This is a genomic window from Pseudovibrio sp. W74, assembly GCF_001623085.1.
GTDB lineage: Bacteria > Pseudomonadota > Alphaproteobacteria > Rhizobiales > Stappiaceae > Pseudovibrio.
On the sequence record NZ_LMCJ01000008.1, the window covers coordinates 294,540 to 312,686 of the forward strand.

The window sequence follows — 18,147 nt, forward strand, 5'->3', positions numbered from 1 at the left end:
ATATGACTGATAACACGAGCATGGTTTTAGTACTCATTTTGACCAAGGGGCATGAGTTGGTCGACACAGGAAAATGCACGCGCATACTGCGACAGGAACGCTGCGTCATTGGACGTGGAAGCAGTGCGGATTGGATTCTTCCCGATCCTGCAAACCAGCTTTCGCGCCGTCATTGTGTCGTTGAGTGGAACGACGGGGCCTACCGCGTCGTCGATACCAGCTCCAATGGAACCTTTGTTAATGATTGGGACGAACCAGTTCCCAACGGTGAGGCCTGTGGCCTTCAGGATGGCGATGTTATCAGGGTCGGAAACTATTACATCAGCGCACAAATGTTGCCAGAAGATGCTGATGCCCGTCTGAAAGTGGATGACTTTCTTGCAGAACCTGAGAACCCTGATCCACTTGCAAATCTTCTTCCTAAAGAACTCGACATGGAGGATGACGACTGGGTCGATGACCAGATCGTTACCCCTGAAGACGAACTTTCCGAGGTTCTGAATGACCCACTGGAGTCTCCAGAATCTATTCTCAGAAAAGCGACTGAAACACTGGACTCCTACCCTGCCAGCGCTGGGAAAGAACCTATTCCGCCAGTTAGTTATGGATTTGAAGGATACAAATATTCCAGCTCAGTACCGTTTGAAAGTGAAAGCGGCATTTCGAGTGAGGAAGGTGCAAGTGCGTGGGATCACAACCGCACGGAATCCGATTCATTTAAATTGCCCAGAACGCATCACCAGACCATTCCTGAGGACTGGGATGTAGCCCCGAAAAAAGACATTCAGAACAAAGCTCGTAAACCAAATGACGATTAGCCACATCAAACGCATTGCGTACATTTTGCTTTTGAGTATCGGTCTGGCCTCCTGCTCCGCCGAGATGCCGATGCCTGTCATGATCACGACGACAGTCATCGCGGACAAGGAGTTGAACCAGAACGCAGATGGGATGTCGACGCCTGTTCAGGTGAAGATCTTTTACCTTACGTCTGATGCCGAGTTTAAAACTCATGACTTTTTCACTTTGTTTGAAAAAGGAGACCAGGTTCTCGGCAAAAACCTGCTTGCTATGAAGGAAGTTTTCATAGCTCCCGACAAGATCATGAAGGTAGCAGTCAAGGTTGACCCCAGTGTGGCATTTGTCGCTGTGCTCGGTGCCTTTCGGAAAGTGGATACAGGAACATGGAGTTCGGTGATTATGGTTCCAAACAATCAGCCATCGAGCCTCATTGCGTATTTGAGCAAGCTTGAAATTACTCTGCAGCCCGACAAGACAGTAAAAGAAGGATGGTTCTATTAATGACCACTCATAACAAAGTTGTCTGGTCAGAAGGTCTGTTTCTACAGCCGCAGCACTTTCAGCAGCATGATCGCTATCTGGAACAGCTGGTCAGTGACACTATCTCGAGCATTCGCCCTCACCCCTGGGGCCATACAGAGATGAAAATAAATCAGGAAGCCCTGAAACTGGGCCAGTTTGCACTCAATTTTGCCAGCGGTCTGATGCCGGATGGTACGCCTTTTAAAATGCCACAGGAATGTGACGCTCCTGCGTCTATTCCAGTTCCTGAAAGCGTAAAAAACTCGGTCGTTTATCTTGCATTGCCCATTCGCCAACCTGGTGCCTACGAATATGAATATCCAGGTGTGCAAGAAACCGCTGCGCGCTATGTGGTGCATGAATCCGAGGCGCGAGATGCAATCACCGGCAGTGACGCCAGCGTCCAGATGGAAACTGGTCGGCTACGGTTCTCTTTTAAGTTCGACTTTGAGGATCTGGAAGGCTGGATCTGCTTGCCTATCGCTCGTGTGATTGAAGTACGGGCAGATAAGCAAGTTATTTTAGATGACGAGTACATCTCCACGTGCCTCGCCTCACATTCCTCCTCAGTGCTTTATGGATACATTCGCGAGATCTGGGGCATGCTGAGCCACCGGGCAGATGCACTTGCAGGGCGTGTTTCGAACTCCGGCAGTAAGGGTGTTGCAGAGATTTCGGACTTTCTGCTTTTGCAGACCGTCAATCGCTATGAACCACTCTACGCCCACTTTGCGCAAACACCCTCGCTCCATCCTGAAGCGCTGTACCGGATTTCGATCCAGCTGGTTGGTGAGCTTGCAACATTTACAGCGGCAGCCCGGCGTCCCTCAACACTTCAGCCTTATCGGCACGAAGCCCTGACAGAGACATTTGCTCCTGTGATTGCTCATTTGCGACAGCACCTTTCTGCTGTTCTGGAACAGACTGCCGTGCCGATACCGCTGGAAGAGCGCAAGTACGGCGTTCGTGTTGGCATGCTGCTCGATCGCAGCCTGATCAAGTCGGCTCGGTTTGTGCTTGCTGTTAGTGCTGACCTGCCATCGGAAGTGATCAATCGACACTTCCCGGGGCAGATTACGATTGGATCTGTCGAACAGATCCGAGACTTTGTGAATTCCGCTTTGGCCGGCATCGCAGTGAAGCAACTGCCAGTCGCGCCAAGGCAGATCCCGTACCACACGGGCACAGCATATTTCGAACTGGATCCGGCCTCATCACATTGGGACGAAATCCGTGTTTCTGGCGGTCTGGCGATGCATGTCGCGGGTGATTTCCCGAAACTTGTGATGGAACTCTGGGCGATCAGAGAGCAATAAGCGGCTAACGGACTGAGGAGTTGAGATTATGGCAAAGAAGGATTTCACTGCCCTTTCGGTGGACTCAGTCGACACTGTCATCTCGACTGATGCTCCCAATCCTGATCATCCTGACGCCGGTAGTACCAACCTTCCGGCGCAAACGCCTGCGGGCTATTGGTTCCTTGGCGCTGATGATATTCAGTTTGTCCCACTTGGGAATAATCCTCTTATCAAAGCAGCCTCCAGTTTATTGGCCCTAGCTGCCCGCTTGCGAAATCACGCTCAACATCGTGATGTGAATGCCCTGCGCTCCCATGTTATTTCCGAGATCCGCTCTTTCGAACACAACGCTATGCTAAACGGTCTTTCTTCTAAGACCATTCGCATTGCTAGATATGTGGTCTGTGCAACCCTTGATGATATCATTCTCAATACTCCATGGGGTAGTCGCAGCATTTGGGCAACGCAAAGCCTTGTCAGTAACTTCCACAAGGACGTATCCGGTGGCGATCGATTTTATGATCTATTGAGGAAGACGCAGGCCAACCCAAGTCGTGACAAAGATCTTCTGGAATTATTGTATCTTTGTATTTCTTTGGGGTTTGAAGGACGCTTGCGGATCATGCCGCAAGGCAGCAATACGATGTCGCGCCTGCGCTATGGCATATCACGCCTCATTCGCTCGTTGCGAGGAGATCAGGAAACCGATCTTTCACCTCACTGGAGAGGTGTTGAAGATGCGTATCGGCCTTTAAAGTGGTCTATTCCGGTGTGGGGTATCTTCTTTGGAGCAGCACTCCTCGCCCTGCTGATTTATGCCGTGCTTGCGCTTTGGCTTGGAGAGAAAAGTGAGCACATTGCGTTCCAGTATGAGTCTTTAATCAACACAAGCCCAATTGATCTGACGCACCAACCTGCACCGCCACGAGCAGCTCTACCGAACTTGCCACAACAACAGGCAGCACCTGGAACACCTTCCTCACCTCAAGTCGTTCGTAACAGCACGTTGCCTGCTTATCTGCAAGTTAGCAGGTTCCTTGCTCCTGAGATCCGGCAGGGTCTTGTCGTCGTGATGGATGTGCAAGGCAACGTGGTGATACGCCTGACAGGTTCTGGCATGTTTGCAACTGCTAGAGATACGCTCACTGCCCGCTTTATTCCAGTCGTCAATCGTGTCGCTGAAGCGGTGAACACGCAGCCTGGTACCATCAATGTAGTTGGCTTTTCAGACAATATTCCAATTCGAAATGCCCGTTATCCGAACAATGTTGCACTTTCCAAGGCGCGTGCTCAAACAGTTGCAGATCTCATCAAGGTCAGACTGACAGACAAGACACGTGTCAAAGCCATCGGCAGAGGATCCGCTGATCCAATTGCGACCAATGCAACAGCTGAAGGGCGTGCTCAAAACAGGCGCATTGATATTACGCTTATTCCGCCTTCTGGCCAGGGAGGCCAGCAATGAAGAAACTCAAACGCTTTTTCCCCTTTTGGTTTGTTACGCTCCTCATCACACTAATATTGTGTGCGGTCATCTGGATTTATGGCCCAAGTCTATCGATCTTCGGCGCAAAACCTTTTGCGATGGCTGTCGTTCGTATGCTGATCGTCATGGGCCTTTTGATGATCTGGGCCGCGATCAATATTGGACGCCTTTCCCGGCGAGCAAGAGAAGCAGAAGCCAAGAACGAAGAAGAAGAGGAAGAAGAAGAGCCTGAAGTCGACCCTGAAGAGCTGGCGAAGAATGAAGCAGCGCTGGTCTCTGGCAAGGTTGAGAAGAGTCTGAACATTCTCAAAACGGCGAGTGTCGATGGTAAACTAGGCCGCAAGGTGATCTATCAGCTGCCCTGGTATCTGATGATTGGGCCAGAGGAATCTGGCAAGACCACTGCTCTTTTACGTTCTGGAATGAAGTTTCCACTGGCTCACAAACTGGGCCAGAAAGTGGATGCAGCGACGATTGAGCCCACTGCAGAATGCGAATACTGGTTCAGCAACAACGCGATCATCGTTGACAGCGCTGGCCGTTATACCATGCAGGACCAAGATGAGGTCATCGATGCTTCTGGCTGGAACACACTGCTTTCATTGATTAAGAAAAACCGCCGCCGTCAGCCGCTGAACGGCATGATCATTGCGATCAATCTTGCAAAGCTCGCAACAATGCGTTCGGATCAGCGTTTGGATATGGCGCGGACGGTCAAACAACGCTTCAAGGAAGCTGAGAAGCAACTGGGCCTTCGCTTTCCCATCTATGTCATGTTCACTAAGCTGGATTTGATCGCCGGTTTTGCCGACTACTTCCAAGTTCTTGGCAGGGATGAGCGCCATCAAGCCTGGGGTATGACTTTCCCCGTTGATGACGGCAAATCCTCCGAGAACGCGATCAGTCATTTTGATGAGGAATATGAGTTGCTCATGGAGCAGCTCAACTCGCGCGTCTACGACTATTTGAATAAAGAAACGGACATACAGCACAGAAGTCTGATCTTCAGCTTCCCGCAACAAATGGCCTCGCTGCGAACCGTGCTGAATGATTTCCTGACCGAGATGTTCCGACCCAATCGCTATGAGGACCGAAGCTTTCTGCGTGGGGTTTATTTCACCTCTGCAACCCAGGAAGGCCAGCCTGTTGATTTGCTTGCAGGTTCGATTGCGCATGCCTATGGGATTGGCCGACAGGCACTTCCCTCTGCTCCCTACGAGAAACATGCTTATTTTCTGGAGCGCTTGTTCTTTGACCTGATTTTTGGCGAAGGCAACCTTGCTGGCGAGAGCAAGCAGGTGATGCGCAAGCAGAAGATCCGCAAGCGTCTCTCTTTTGCTGCTTGTGTGATCGTTCTTGCATTTTTAACAACGGTTTGGGTCATCAGCTATGAGATGAACCAGGAAAACATCATCAACCGTGCCCAAGCTGACTTGAAAGAATACCCCAAATTTGCTGACCGAATTGATGCTGTCCGTGTCAATGATGCCAACTATCTATCTGTGTTGCCGTTGTTGAACTACCTTCGAGACCTGCCAGGCGGCTTTGCAGATCAGCAGGAGAAACCACCTCAAAATGAGCGTTGGGGCCTTAACCAGATTCCGAATGTTTCAGAGGATGCGGATGCGCTTTATCACAACGGACTAGAGCGCTATTTGCGACCACGCATGATGCTCCGCCTTGAGCAGCAAATGGTCGCAAACATCGACAATCCAGAATTCCTGTTTGAAGCCTTGCGGATTTATCTGGAACTGGCAGACAAAGGTCCGCTGGAACCGGAGGTTATTCAGCGTTGGGAAGAAACTGATTGGCAGTCCCTTTACAGTGACCCTCGGCAAGTGACAGAGCGCGACCAACTTTCAAATCATCTTGCAGCGTTGCTGGACCAGCCCTTTAAGGTCCGAATTGATGTGAATACAGAGTTGGTTAGTCAGGTTCGAGAGATTCTGAATGCAACTCCAATCGCGGAGCTGGCTTATTCCTTTATCAAAGCAGGACAAGCCGCTCAAAGTCTTCCGGAGTGGCGTCCTGACGAAGCTGCAGGCTCTGCTGTAACTCGGGTCTTCACACGGTCCTCAGGCAAACCTTTGAGCGAAGGTATTCCTGGCCTTTACACTTATGAAGGTTTCCGTGGTGTGTTCCTTCCTCAGTTGGTTGATAGCATTCAGAGCTTCGTTCGAGAAAGCTGGGTGCTCGGTCCAAACGGTCAGTTGGAAAACAAGGAAGAGACTGTCACCCGTATCGAACGTGGCGTTTTAGGGCTTTATCTGGATGACTACGCCCGCATGTGGGATGCGATGCTGGCTGACCTGCGCATTGTGAAGTTCACAAGCCTGTCGCAGGCGACAGACGTCATTAATACGGCTTCCGGCCCGAATTCACCTATCCGTAATCTTCTCGTTTCAGTGGCTGAGCAAACTCAGCTTACACGGACTGAAGCTCCATCCAGCGCTACCGGTGTTGCTCAGAACGTTGCAGGCGGAGCAGCTCGTATTGCGCAGGAAGAAGCCCGCGCGACCACCAACCTGAGACAGCAGCAGCTTGTTGAAGTGCTTGGTGAAGCTGTTCCGACGAGTGAAGGTGGCCCGAAACCGGTTCCACCGGGCACTTCTGTGCAGGCGCGCTTTGAGCCTCTTGATAGTTTCACGTTAGGGTCAGGGAGTGGCACCACTCCGCTCGACGCTTTGTTGATGAAGGTCACTGATCTTTATCGTGAACTTAACCGGATTTTGTTGGCAAACAACACTCAGCAAGACACCCTGAGCTATATTCTTGGCGGCGGGAGTGATGCGGTTAAAACACTGAAAGATGAAGCACCTAACGTTCCTATGCCGCTGCAAAGCTGGATACTGGAAATGCTTCAGTTCTCCTCACAAGTTACCGTAAACGATGCTCAAAAGGCCATCAATGCAGCCTGGGATTCTGAGGTTTTACCATTGTGCAGCAATGCTCTTTCTGGCCGCTATCCAGTGGCAAATGGTCAGCAAGCTTCGGTGATGCTGGACGACTTTTCGACCCTGTTCAAACCGGGTGGCAAGATTGAAGCGTTTTTCAATACCAACATCAAGTCATTCGTCGATACCTCCTCCACACCGTGGAAATGGAGAGAGAGTGACAACGCCAAGATTGATGTCTCAAAAGACAGCCTTCAAGTCTTCGAAAAAGCTAACAATATTCGCAACGCATATTTCGCAAATGGGGGGGATAAACCATCTGTTGCATTCACGATGACACCCTTGGATCTGGACGTCGGATCAACCAGAGTTGCCCTCACCGTGGATGGGACAACAGTGAGCTATGCGCATGGTCCAACACGCCCGATTGAGTTGAATTGGCCTGGCGAAGGTGTACCAGCTGCAAGTCTCGCATTTTTCCCTGCGATTGCCGGAGAATCAAACTCCATCAATCTCAGCGGACCATGGTCCCTCTTTCGTTTATTGGAAAAGGCAAGCGTGACAAAAACTGAGCTACCCGATCAATACAAGGTGAGATTTACGCTTGGAAATCGATTTGCCACCTTCAACCTCATGGCCAACAGCGTGAACAATCCATTCTCAGCCAGGCTGCTTCAGAATTTCACCTGTCCTAAGGAGCTCAATACCTAAAATACAGGTTTAGTGGTTCTCGATAATAATAAAACCAATTGGAGCCTCGAATGTCTGACGATCAACTAACGCCCCAACAACTTGAGTGGGTGAAATCAGTTTATAGAGCACTCGGCTGGACCTTTAAGGAACAGGATGAGGCTGAGCGTGAGACAGCCGCAGCAATCAAAGAAAAAGAAGAGAAAGAGATTGCACAGGCGACAGCTAAGACAAAAGCTGAAGACGACAAAAAAGTCGAAGCGGCTGTTACAGAAGCAACTGCTGAGCGCATAAAAGCAGAGAGTGATGAAAAACTCAAAGATGTCACCGCGCAACTCTCTGAGTTAAAAGCCGACGTTAAAGACCATTTTGTTCATGAGAATGAAGACACCGATGCTGATGCTTTGGCAGCGCTTGCAAGCCAGAGTAAGCAGCTTCTGGAACGTCTCAATTCTATTTACGGACATAAAAAGGATTTTGAAAATTATCCAAGCGAAGCAATTGCTTTTGACAAAAGCTATGAAAATGCGAAAGCGCTCATTCAAACCGCTGCTTTGGAGATCAAAACCAAAGACACGGATGGTGCACATAACAGTCTGATAGATGCCGAATCCACCGTTGATGATATGCAGACGCTTTGGCAAGGCGTTGTAGCCGCGGCCAAGAGCAAACCAGCAGAACCTCCTGTTCCGGCTGAGTTGAAGCCATATGTCATGGAAGTTGGTCAGGGTATCAAATCGATGACCGGCATTGGATTTTCCGGACCAGCAACACGCCTTGGAAAAACCTTGAAGGACGTCAGAGCAGCGAAGGTGCCCAAAGACGATCCTGCCTGGGAAATCCTGCTTTATGAGAATGAGATGGCCATGGCTGCGGTTGGGGAGTTTGATCAGCTCAAGAACCATATTCAAAAGCTGGCGACAAGTTTGCGCAACTCCGGTGTCGCGGACGCTGCTGGCGACATTGAAACCACACTTGATAATTACATGTCGGACGCCTCAAGAACGGTCCCGACCATTCGCAGTCTGCTTAGTTCACTCAAGGCCTCCGCAGCACACAAGAACAGCATGAGAAAAGAAGCGCGGTGGGATGCGGCGCAGCTTGGTGAGCGTACAGAGCGCTTCCGCGATGATTTGAAAAAATTGGTCCTTTACGACAAGCAGGGAAATCTGGTCACCAAACCTGATGAACGTCGTGCGATCAAACGCGCAGGTGATGTCCCAGGCTTGAATCAGGACGTGATGATCCAAATTCCACGTCGCCCCAAAGATGCGAAGGAAATTCCGCGCAAAACCATCGACAGTCTTCTTCAAACCTTTGACTTTCTTGATGAGTTGAAAGCATCCGGTGTGACGGGTGTGGAAGATATTGCTGTTGAGGAGTTCCTGAAAGCTGAAGCCATCCTTTCCGGTATCCAGAAGGATCCCGGTGCCTATAAAAAGCTGACTAAAAACCTTGATAAGCTACGCGAGAAAATCGACAAGATCTCGAAAGGTAAGGAAGGTGCTTATTACATCGAAGAACGGTTACGCCTCACGGATGACATCGATGAACTGGAAGAAGAAGCCCTCTCCATCAACATCGAAAAAGCACTGGCTTCATGCACTGAGATGGAAGCCAAGCAATTACACCCACTCGAAGAAGGTGTTCGTAAGGCCGTCAAAAACCGAGAGTTGTTCGACACCAAAGTTAAGATCATCGAGAACCAGTTTACAGAGATACCAAAACTGCTCGCACAAATGGGGAAAGCAGATCCCAGCCTTGCCAAGATGGTTGGTTCTCTATTCGCGCCAGATGAGATCAAGCAATATCATGGTGATCTGGACGTCTTTTTCGATCAAGCGAAAGACCTTGCCTACAACGCAACCACCAATGACGAACTTGCCCATTCACTTGATCTGGCGAACCGCCTGATCTTCCGCGTTGACCGTTTTGTCCACGAACTGGAAGGCCAGTTGAGCCATCTTCACAAGCTTGCTGAGATGGAGAAGAGAGGCGAGAAAATCACAGATGCAGATCGCTTCAGTAAGGCAGAGCTGAAGTACTTCAAAAAACTGGAAGTCGATTACAAGAAGGGTGTTGCCCGACAGAAAGATCAGAAGGAAGCTAAGAACGCCTTCCTCACTAAATCCGGCCCGCTTAAAGATGAGCTGGATATGATGACGTCAAAAGATATCTCCATCAAGCGTATCCTTGCTTACTACAAGGGTGTTGATCGCGTTGACCCCAGCAAGTTTGATACATCTCGTTTGAAAGAACTTCGCATGGAAATCGCGGAGCTGGAAGATCAGTCCGACGCTTCTCATACGCACAAAGAAAACCTTGCTAAACTGAAAGAGCTGGAAGGTGCTCTGGATGCGATGCGTGGTGAAATTACGGGCTTCAGAGAGGACATTGCGAGAGACATCTCGACATTTTCTGATAAATGCATCGCACGCCTGATCAAAGCCAAGCAGTATATCGACAGCTCTTTTGTCAATGCAGTGAAAGACAAGCAGGATGCCGGTGAAGAAGCGGTGGATGTCGCTGCTTTGCGAAAGTTCTCGTCGTGCATTTCTCAACCGTTGGCCCTTGCAGAGTTGCCTAAGCAAGTTGCAGCTATTGCTGACAAATCTAAAGACCTGAAAGAGCGCAAGAAAGCCCGCGAAAATGCCCTAAGGCAAGTGCGGCCACTAATTGCGCAACTGGACAACAGTCAGGCTATTCAGCTCTATATGCGACACCCCTTCAGCGATCTGCCGAATGATCTGAACATACTGCGTCCTGAGCTGATTCAGCTGGAAGTGAAGCTGCTCTCTCTCGGCGGCTAAGATAAAACAAGAAGGATCGAAAACGATCCCACACTGGAGTTTGTCATGACGTTAACTCCGTCTCAAATTGACTGGCTCTCACAGGCCCAAGGCGGCGTGGAGAACTTCGAATCTGATAGTGAAAACGAAGAGAAGAAATCTGCAGAACTGACCAATATTTTAGCTAAATTGGATGCAGATAAGTCGGTTATTCACCAAGCTCAGGATTTTCAAATTGAGCTCGCCCGAAGTCCAAATGTTTTTAAGCGTAAGCTGCAAAAAAGCAAAATGGACTTTATGACCGGCGACATGAAAACCGAGGTTGATTCCTACGCGGACGTGACTTCTGAAACGCCTCTCATTCAATCTGAAAATGTTGATGCGCTCAATGCTGCTTTCGGTAAAATCCTCGAGCGGCAGGCCGAGATGATTGCGGCAAAGAAGAAGGATGGGAAGACACGGCTTTTCAGTGATGCAGATATCACACGGGAACTTTGGACACCTCTGGTTCGTGAAGGGATCATTCCCTCCAACATTGTTCCGGATAAATACAGTCAATTTGTGCAGATGTTCCAGGGTGCCTCTGAGATCTATGAAGGGAAGCTGGAGCAACATAGTGAAACGGCATCAAAGTACGAGAATACGCTTGAAGCCATTGGGTTTGCGCGTGATGTCGTCTCACTGGCCGGAAGTCTTGGCAGTAGCGCGCTGACCATTGCCAACTTTGAAGACCAATCTCGCTCACTGGCAGAAAAACGCGAAATTGCAGCCAAACGTCAGGTCCTGAAAGGGAAGCAGGATCAGATTGCCGGAGACCTTCGGACTGAGTTTAAAATGGGTGCAAACACTTCGGATGCAGAGGTGTTGGAAGAGGCAGCCCGACGTGGTGAATATAGTTGCGAGATCAAAAGCTACCAGAATGTAGAAGCAGCCCAATCACAGCTCGTTGAGCAGCTGATGGGGCAAAACAAGCTTTTCGAAGAGGAAAAAGCTTTACTGACGATGTCCACGTCGTTGCTGGATGGCGGTCTTGCCATGGCAGAAAAAGGTATCCAGTTTTCGGAAAGACAAAAGAACGCAAGAAACACACTCGCCTTTGCCCAAGACGCTGCTGATATCGTTGCTGGCCAACTTAAGCTTGCATTGGAAGCAACAGGCAAAACCTACGAGCAAGAAGAGCACCAAACCACCGACCAGATAGAATTTGAAGGCGCTGCAGATAAGGATACGCTCCAGAATATTTCTTATGCTGCAGGTGCTGTGAGTGTCGCGATTGAAGCCAACCAGGTTGCGCGGAAGATTGCCTTAGCAACGCAAGCAAAAACGAACAAAGAGCGAGAGAATGCGGTTTTGCAAATTGCCGGTTCTATCGCAGACTCCCTTGCTGAGGCTTTTTTTGCAGCAGGTGACGTTCAAGGCCATATCGATACGGGTAAACAAGATTCTGCACTGACTCTCAAGGATGAAAGCAAAGCATATGCCTACGGTGATCCTGGGCCTGGTCCTGGAAATGAAAATGACCAGACCGAACTCATTGGTGTTTCAATCAAGGCTTTTTTTGTCTTAGGTGTCAACACCGGCACTGCTGTTAAAGCGCTCAAAGATAAGGATTACAAAGCCTTTTCTGAATCCCTTGTTCTAGGTTTAATGCAGCTAGCTTCTTCTGCTACCACAGGCCCCCTCGCCGCAATGGCCAAGCCTGATCTTCCTCTCAACACTGATGAGGAAAAAGAAGAACTTAGTGAGCTCTCAGCCCGCGAACTTATGGATCGCAAGCTGGAACGATCTGGTTGTACGTTTAAACGAACGGAGCGCGAGGCGTTTCTTGATGGTTTTCATGATCCACAATACTTGCACAAAATCACGAATAATATGCGTGAAATGCAGGATGCCTTCCGTGAGGCAAATGACAAGAAGAAGATGGATGCTGAAACGGTAAAGCGAACGAATGCTGCCATTCAGAAGATGGAAGCGAAGAAATCCTGGGACGCACTTGCCGATTTTAAGAAGAAGCAATCCAACAAGAAAGAACGCGAAGAGTTTATGGAAAAGCTCGAAGCGGATGTGGAAGCAGAAACAAAAGCGCTAAAAAACCTGATCGAGGAGGCTTCCCCTCCTCCTGATCCTGAAGACACGAAGGCTCTTCAGAAATCAATGGAAGCGGTCGAAAGACTGATTGCTGACATCAAAGCCTCTGAAATGAAGTATAAGCTGATTGAAAAGATTGCCAAGGGTGGTGTTCAGGTTCTGGTGCGTGTTGTTCCGGCAACGGGCATGGTTGAGGCTTGCAGAAAACTTGCGTTTGACGCAGTTGCTCTTGGTAAGAAAGCTGCTGAAGTTGAAAAGTGGCGCAGAAACGTGAAAATGGCTCAAACCGCCAATTCGCCCTATTACCACGCTTGTAAGGAGCGCCATACACAGGCCGCGGTTCAAGTCAGTCAGAAGACAATCAATACCTTCCTATCTATCATTGGCGTGGCTACAGAGGCCACGCGCCTGGCAGATTCAACGCAAGCCTCTACGGGGCTTTCTCTTGCAAAGAACATGGGTCAGGCGCTCTCTGATTTTGGCTATAAAACTTACGGACGCGCTAAGGTCGTTTTTGGATGGCGGAAGTATCTTGATGCCCGCAAAAATCCAGAGAACCGCAAGAAGGCCCGTGAGGCTATTGCTTGGAACTCGACACTTGCCAAGTGTGTGCTTGCCTACGGCATTGTTGAAGAACGGGACCCGATTGCACAGCAAGTTGGACGCAACTGCGGTTTGACACCCGAAGTCCTGGTGTCAAACAGTGATGTTTGCGCTGCGGTGGTGCGGTATTTCGAGACGCTTTACAGTGAAGATCCTGTTGTCCTGCGGCGTGTTCCGAAGGTTGCAAACTGGCACCCTGGAACACCGGATCTGACGCTCAAGAGCTGGTTCAGCTTTAAACGTGCAGCAACCAAGAAAGCCTATCCTTTGATGGCTAAAGAAAGCTGTAAGACACCAGCTATCGAGCAAGCTTTGAAGGCACTGCACACCTTGTGTGGTGGAGATCCGTTCAACTACCCTTCTGTTCGGGATGACATGATTTCCGAAGATAACTGGCAGGAAAAGATCCTGACCTATGCTCAGGATGTTCAAAAGCATCTTGAGACTCTTGAACTGGAGTTCAAGGGATATCGCCCAGTCACTGCTGAACCAAAAGACAAGAAGACACAGGCTTGGACGGGTGGCCGATTACATACCGAAATGATGGAAGTCGCGGATTCTTTGCGAGCACAAGCAACGTTGATCCTCCGCGATGCCAGAGCAGATGTGAAGACTTATAGTTCTTAACCCGTTCTCCTGAACACGTTGGAGTTTGTCATGCCCCTTACCGGAAAACAGCTCGATTGGCTCAAAACAGCGCAACAAGGCGCCGGCAATTTTGAACAAAATGCCGAACGTGTTGCAGCCAAAGCTGGACGATTGACCGACATTATGGCCAAGCTGGATGGAGACAAAGAAACCATTCGCGAGGCACAGAACTTTGAAGTAACGCTGGCGCGGAATGAAAAATGGTTCAAGCTCCCCGGCTCTGGCACAAAGATGCCCTGGATGACCGGGGACATGCAGACCGAGATAGACACGCGTGCTGACATTCGCGCTGATAGCGGCGAGATCAATGCTGAAACGCTGAAGAAGCTTAACGCTTCCTTTGAACGTATTCTGGCACGACAGGCAGAGATGATCGCGGCCAAAGATAAAGATGGTAATGAGATGTTCTCGGAAGAGGACATCACACGTGAACTCTGGACTCCGCTGGTTCGTGAAGGGATCATTCCATCAAACCTGGTCCCATCCCGCTACAGCCAGTTTGAGAAGATGTTCAAGGGCGGTGCAAAAATCTATGAGCAAAAGCTCGATGAACATAGCGAAACCGCTTCTAAACACGAAAATACGTTAGAAGCCATTGGTTTTGCGCGTGATGTCGTGACGCTTGCCTCATCTATCGGATCCAATGCAATCACTCTGGCCAATCTGAATACAGTTGCAGGTGATGCACCTGACAAAGACCAGATTTCTGCCAAACAGGATGTCCTGAACAATCAGAAAGGCCAAGTAACAGGCGATTTGCGCAAGTCTCTTGGCATGGATGCGAATGCAAGCTCAGAGGATGTCATCAAAGCAGCAAAAGATGCCGGGAAGTATGGAGATCAGCTTCAGAAAGTAACCAATATTGATTCAGCCTTGAACTCGCTGGGAGAAAATCTCTCAAAGGACGCCAATTGGGTGGCTGAACAGCGTGCATTGTTTACTGCAACCACTACATTGCTCGACACTGGTCTTGCAGCTGCGGAAAAAGGTATTGTCTTTTCTGAGCAGAAAGGCAAAACAGCCGCAGATAAGCTGAGCTTTGCGAACGAAGCTGGCGAGATGATTGGTGAAGAGATCAAAAAGGTTCTCTCTGCTGGCGCTGCTTTTGACAAATCCGCGTCTGACCGCAAAGGCGAGGATGACCACGGCAATATCTTTGAAGGTGTTTCTGGCCTGATTGATGTTGCTATGGCTGGCGGACGCGTTTCAGAGAAAATTTTGCAGGCTACACAAGCTCCTGACAAAGACGCCAAGCAAGAAGCGGTGATGTCCATCATCGGAACCCTGGCAGATTCCCTCTCCACGGCAATTTCGTCAGGCTCGCAGTTGAGCGGTACGGAATCCACTACTCCCGAGATTGTTGGTGAAGCGCTTAAAGCTGCAATGATTGCAACGACTGATGCCGGTACAGCGACAAAAGCGTTGATTGATGGCGACTATCAAGCCTTTGCAGAAGCCCTCACAGGAGGCTTAGCAAACCTTGCCAGCGCGACTGGTTCTGATGCCATTGGTGATGCCATTACGGGTAAGATTCAGCCAGATCAAGGTGAGTTGACTGAAGAAGGCGAGGCTGAGACTGAGGGTCTGACACCGCAGCAAATTCTTGAGAAAAAGCTGAAACTTGCTGGTCCAAGTGCGGGTGTCCAGAGCGTTGAGAAGAGCATGGAGCTTCTTTCTGACGAAGACATTATGGCAAATGTCAACGCTCTGCTGACTGGTGGTCTCGATAAGTTGAAGAAGCCAGGTCGCGATGAAAAAGACGCCGAAATCGTCAAGAAGAATACAGCAGCTGCGCTGAAAAAGATCGAAGAAGAAAAAACAGGCAATGCGCTTGCTAGTCTGAAGGAAAAGCTTGCTGATCCCAAAGAGCGCAAAGCTTACATGGACGAAATCGAGAAGCGCGCAGATGAAGAGCACAAGGCTCTGCAAGATCTTATTGCAGAAGCTTCCTCACCTGATGATCCGAATGATGAAAAGGCCGTTGAGAAATCTTTGAAGGCCATCGACACTCTGCTTGCTGATATCAAAGCCTCTCAAATGAAGATCAAGATGATCGAGACCATTGCAAGTGGTGGTGTGAAGGCTGTCACAACGATCTTCCCAGCAACAGGCCTTGCAGAAGCGATCAGAAAATTGACCATCGATGCGATCGCGTTGGCGAAGAAATCTGCTGAGGTCGAGAAATGGCGTAAGAACGTCAACATGGCTGAAGCAAGTAATTCGGTCTATTACCATGCCATCAAAGAGCGACATACACAGGCCGCTATTCAGGTGAGCCAGAAGACGCTGAACACCTTCTTCTCCGTTGTTGGTGTTGCCGCTGAAATTGCGCGCTTGGCTGATGCGACACAGGCTTCAGCCGGTATCTCGGCAGGTATGAACATGGGCCGTGCGCTATCTGATTTCGGTTATAAAACCTATGGCCGCGCGAAGATTATTTATGGCTGGAAGAAGTATCAGGAAGCGCGGATGGACCCTGCAAACCGTAAAGCGGCACGTGCTGCGATTGCAGGCAATTCCACGCTTGCCAAGTGTGTGCTTGCCTACGGGATTGTGGAGGAAAAAGACCCAATTGCCCGTCAGGTTGGCCGGAACAGTGGTTTGACGCCGGAGGTGCTGGTTTCCAGCACAGATGTATGTTCTGCAGTTGTGCGGTACTTTGAGACGCTTTACAGCGATGATCCTGTTGTGCTGCGCCGCGTACCAAAGGTGGAGAACTGGCATCCTTGTACGCCTGATCTGACCCTGAAGTCCTGGTTCTTGTTCAAGAAGGCAGCTACTACGCGAGCCTATCCACGAATGGCCACAGACAGTTGTCTGACACCAAACATTGATCGTTCCATCAAGGAGCTGCATAACCTTTGCAATGGCGACCCATTCAAGTACCCAGAAGTGCGGGATGAGCAACTGAGCAAACCGGATGGTATGAAAGCGGTGTTTGATTATGCCACACAGGTTGATACCGAGCTGGATAACCTGAAGAAGGCTTTGGATGCCTACTCTCCGGTGACAGACAAGCCGGAAAACCCCAAGATCGAGAAGTGGTCTGCAGGGCAACGTCATTCAGAAATGGAAGCCGTTGTTGATGCGATGTCAGCGCAAATTGAGCTCGTACACCGTGAAATCACGGCAGATCTGAAGCTCTATAAGACCTGATCCGCCCCGTAACTTAAACAGCAAAGAACCGGCCAGAATGTTCAGGCCGGTTCTTTTTTTTGCAGTGTTGTAAGCGACTATCAGAAACGTTTCAGGAACCGCATCAGGACTGGCCAGTGATCGCTGGCGCCCTGATTATTGTCTGGATTAAAACGCTTCGGGCGTACTCTGTTTCTTGCATCCTGTGCGTACTGGCTCGGGTGCGTGACAACTGTGTGGAAGCTGCCCAGATCAGCAAACCATGTACTGTTACTGTCCTGATCCGGACGCAATGCACCAGAAACGAGGATCATATCCAAGAAGGACCAGCTCTGATCCTTGTAGTAAAATGCGCTGCCCGGGGCTGCACACCCGACTATCTCAGGCGGATAACTCCAGTTCCCTTCTCTCGCCAGGGCCTGAAACTCCCCATTTTGAATGTCTGTGCAATTGAAATTGAAATCACCAGCAGCAACCACATTTGCGTCATCAGGAAGCTTTGCGCGTTCCTTGTTCAGCACTTCCATCGCATCTTTCCGGCATTGATAGGCCGCGCCAGATGGAAAATGAACACCGAAGACATGCATTGTTTCGCCGTCTGGCATCTCAAACTGAGCTTTCACAATATCCCGCGTTGGCTGGCAATCGTGGGGATTGTCGCCATCTTCGCCAAACACCTTAATTGTCTCCGGCTCTCCCTTAAGCGGCAAACGCGAGATGATGCCAACATCGATACCCCGATTGTGCTCATTGTTGGAGGTGTCCAGCTGAATGACAGAGGTATAGTCCAGACCGGCCAGTGCTTTGTTGACCAGATCATCAAGCACCTTTTTGTTTTCTGTTTCAGGTAAAACCAGAATGTCCGGTGTTTCCGGGAAGGAACGAATGACAGCGCCCAGTGTCATCAATTTTTGCTTGTAGCTTTCCTCGCCCCAGTTCAACTCAATGCATTGTTTGTAATAGTGGGAACCTTTATCATTATAGCTCTCACAAGCGTCTTCATGATCCTTACCACGGGCTTCTTTTGCTTCTTTGGAAAGGTAGGTATCATCTCGTGGATTGTTCTCATCATCAATGGTGTCGAAGAGATTTTGCACGTTGTAACTGACGATCGTGACAGGCTTGTCTTGAGCGAGGACTGTCGGCATGGCCAATCCGATGATCGTTGCACCCAGTAGCAAGGATTTCATGGG

General features: G+C 49.7%; 9 protein-coding genes. 8 read left to right on the forward strand and 1 reads right to left on the reverse strand.

Annotation, left to right across the window (positions count from 1 at the left end):
• Positions 1-2: 2 nt before the first annotated feature.
• Genes PsW74_RS07635 through PsW74_RS07670 form a run of 8 tightly spaced genes read left to right on the forward strand, consistent with a single transcriptional unit; the run spans position 3 to position 16,975 of the window.
• Positions 3-818 carry an FHA domain-containing protein gene (locus PsW74_RS07635; protein ID WP_208981864.1) on the forward strand — a complete coding sequence of 272 codons (816 nt, stop codon included), beginning with the start codon at positions 3-5 and terminating at the stop codon, positions 816-818.
• Positions 808-1,302 (forward strand): type VI secretion system lipoprotein TssJ, encoded by a 495-nt coding sequence (tssJ, locus tag PsW74_RS07640; RefSeq protein ID WP_082597106.1) that lies wholly within the window; start codon positions 808-810, stop codon positions 1,300-1,302. Before PsW74_RS07635 ends, tssJ begins: the two co-directional genes overlap by 11 nt.
• Positions 1,302-2,639 (forward strand): type VI secretion system baseplate subunit TssK, encoded by a 1,338-nt coding sequence (gene tssK / locus PsW74_RS07645; protein WP_063288533.1) that lies wholly within the window; start codon positions 1,302-1,304, stop codon positions 2,637-2,639. The genes tssJ and tssK overlap by 1 nt, the downstream gene beginning before the upstream one ends.
• A 28-nt stretch (positions 2,640-2,667) precedes the next feature.
• The gene (gene icmH / locus PsW74_RS07650) at positions 2,668-4,086 is read left to right on the forward strand and encodes a type IVB secretion system protein IcmH/DotU (protein WP_063288532.1); all 1,419 of its coding nucleotides are present in this window, start codon (positions 2,668-2,670) and stop codon (positions 4,084-4,086) included.
• Positions 4,083-7,712, forward strand: coding sequence for a type VI secretion system membrane subunit TssM (gene tssM, locus PsW74_RS07655; protein ID WP_063288531.1), 3,630 nt, complete (start codon positions 4,083-4,085; stop codon positions 7,710-7,712). Before icmH ends, tssM begins: the two co-directional genes overlap by 4 nt.
• A gap of 50 nt (positions 7,713-7,762) precedes the next feature.
• Positions 7,763-10,501 (forward strand): hypothetical protein, encoded by a 2,739-nt coding sequence (locus PsW74_RS07660; RefSeq protein WP_063288530.1) that lies wholly within the window; start codon positions 7,763-7,765, stop codon positions 10,499-10,501.
• 45 nt (positions 10,502-10,546) lie between these two features.
• Positions 10,547-13,798 (forward strand): hypothetical protein, encoded by a 3,252-nt coding sequence (locus PsW74_RS07665; RefSeq protein ID WP_063288529.1) that lies wholly within the window; start codon positions 10,547-10,549, stop codon positions 13,796-13,798.
• 30 nt (positions 13,799-13,828) lie between these two features.
• Positions 13,829-16,975, forward strand: coding sequence for a hypothetical protein (locus PsW74_RS07670; protein ID WP_063288874.1), 3,147 nt, complete (start codon positions 13,829-13,831; stop codon positions 16,973-16,975).
• Positions 16,976-17,055: 80 nt separating this feature from the next.
• Here the strand turns inward: PsW74_RS07670 and PsW74_RS07675 are convergent, their stop codons facing one another.
• Entirely contained in the window at positions 17,056-18,144 is a 1,089-nt protein-coding gene (locus tag PsW74_RS07675; protein WP_063288528.1) for an endonuclease/exonuclease/phosphatase family protein, read from the reverse strand.
• Positions 18,145-18,147 lie beyond the last annotated feature (3 nt).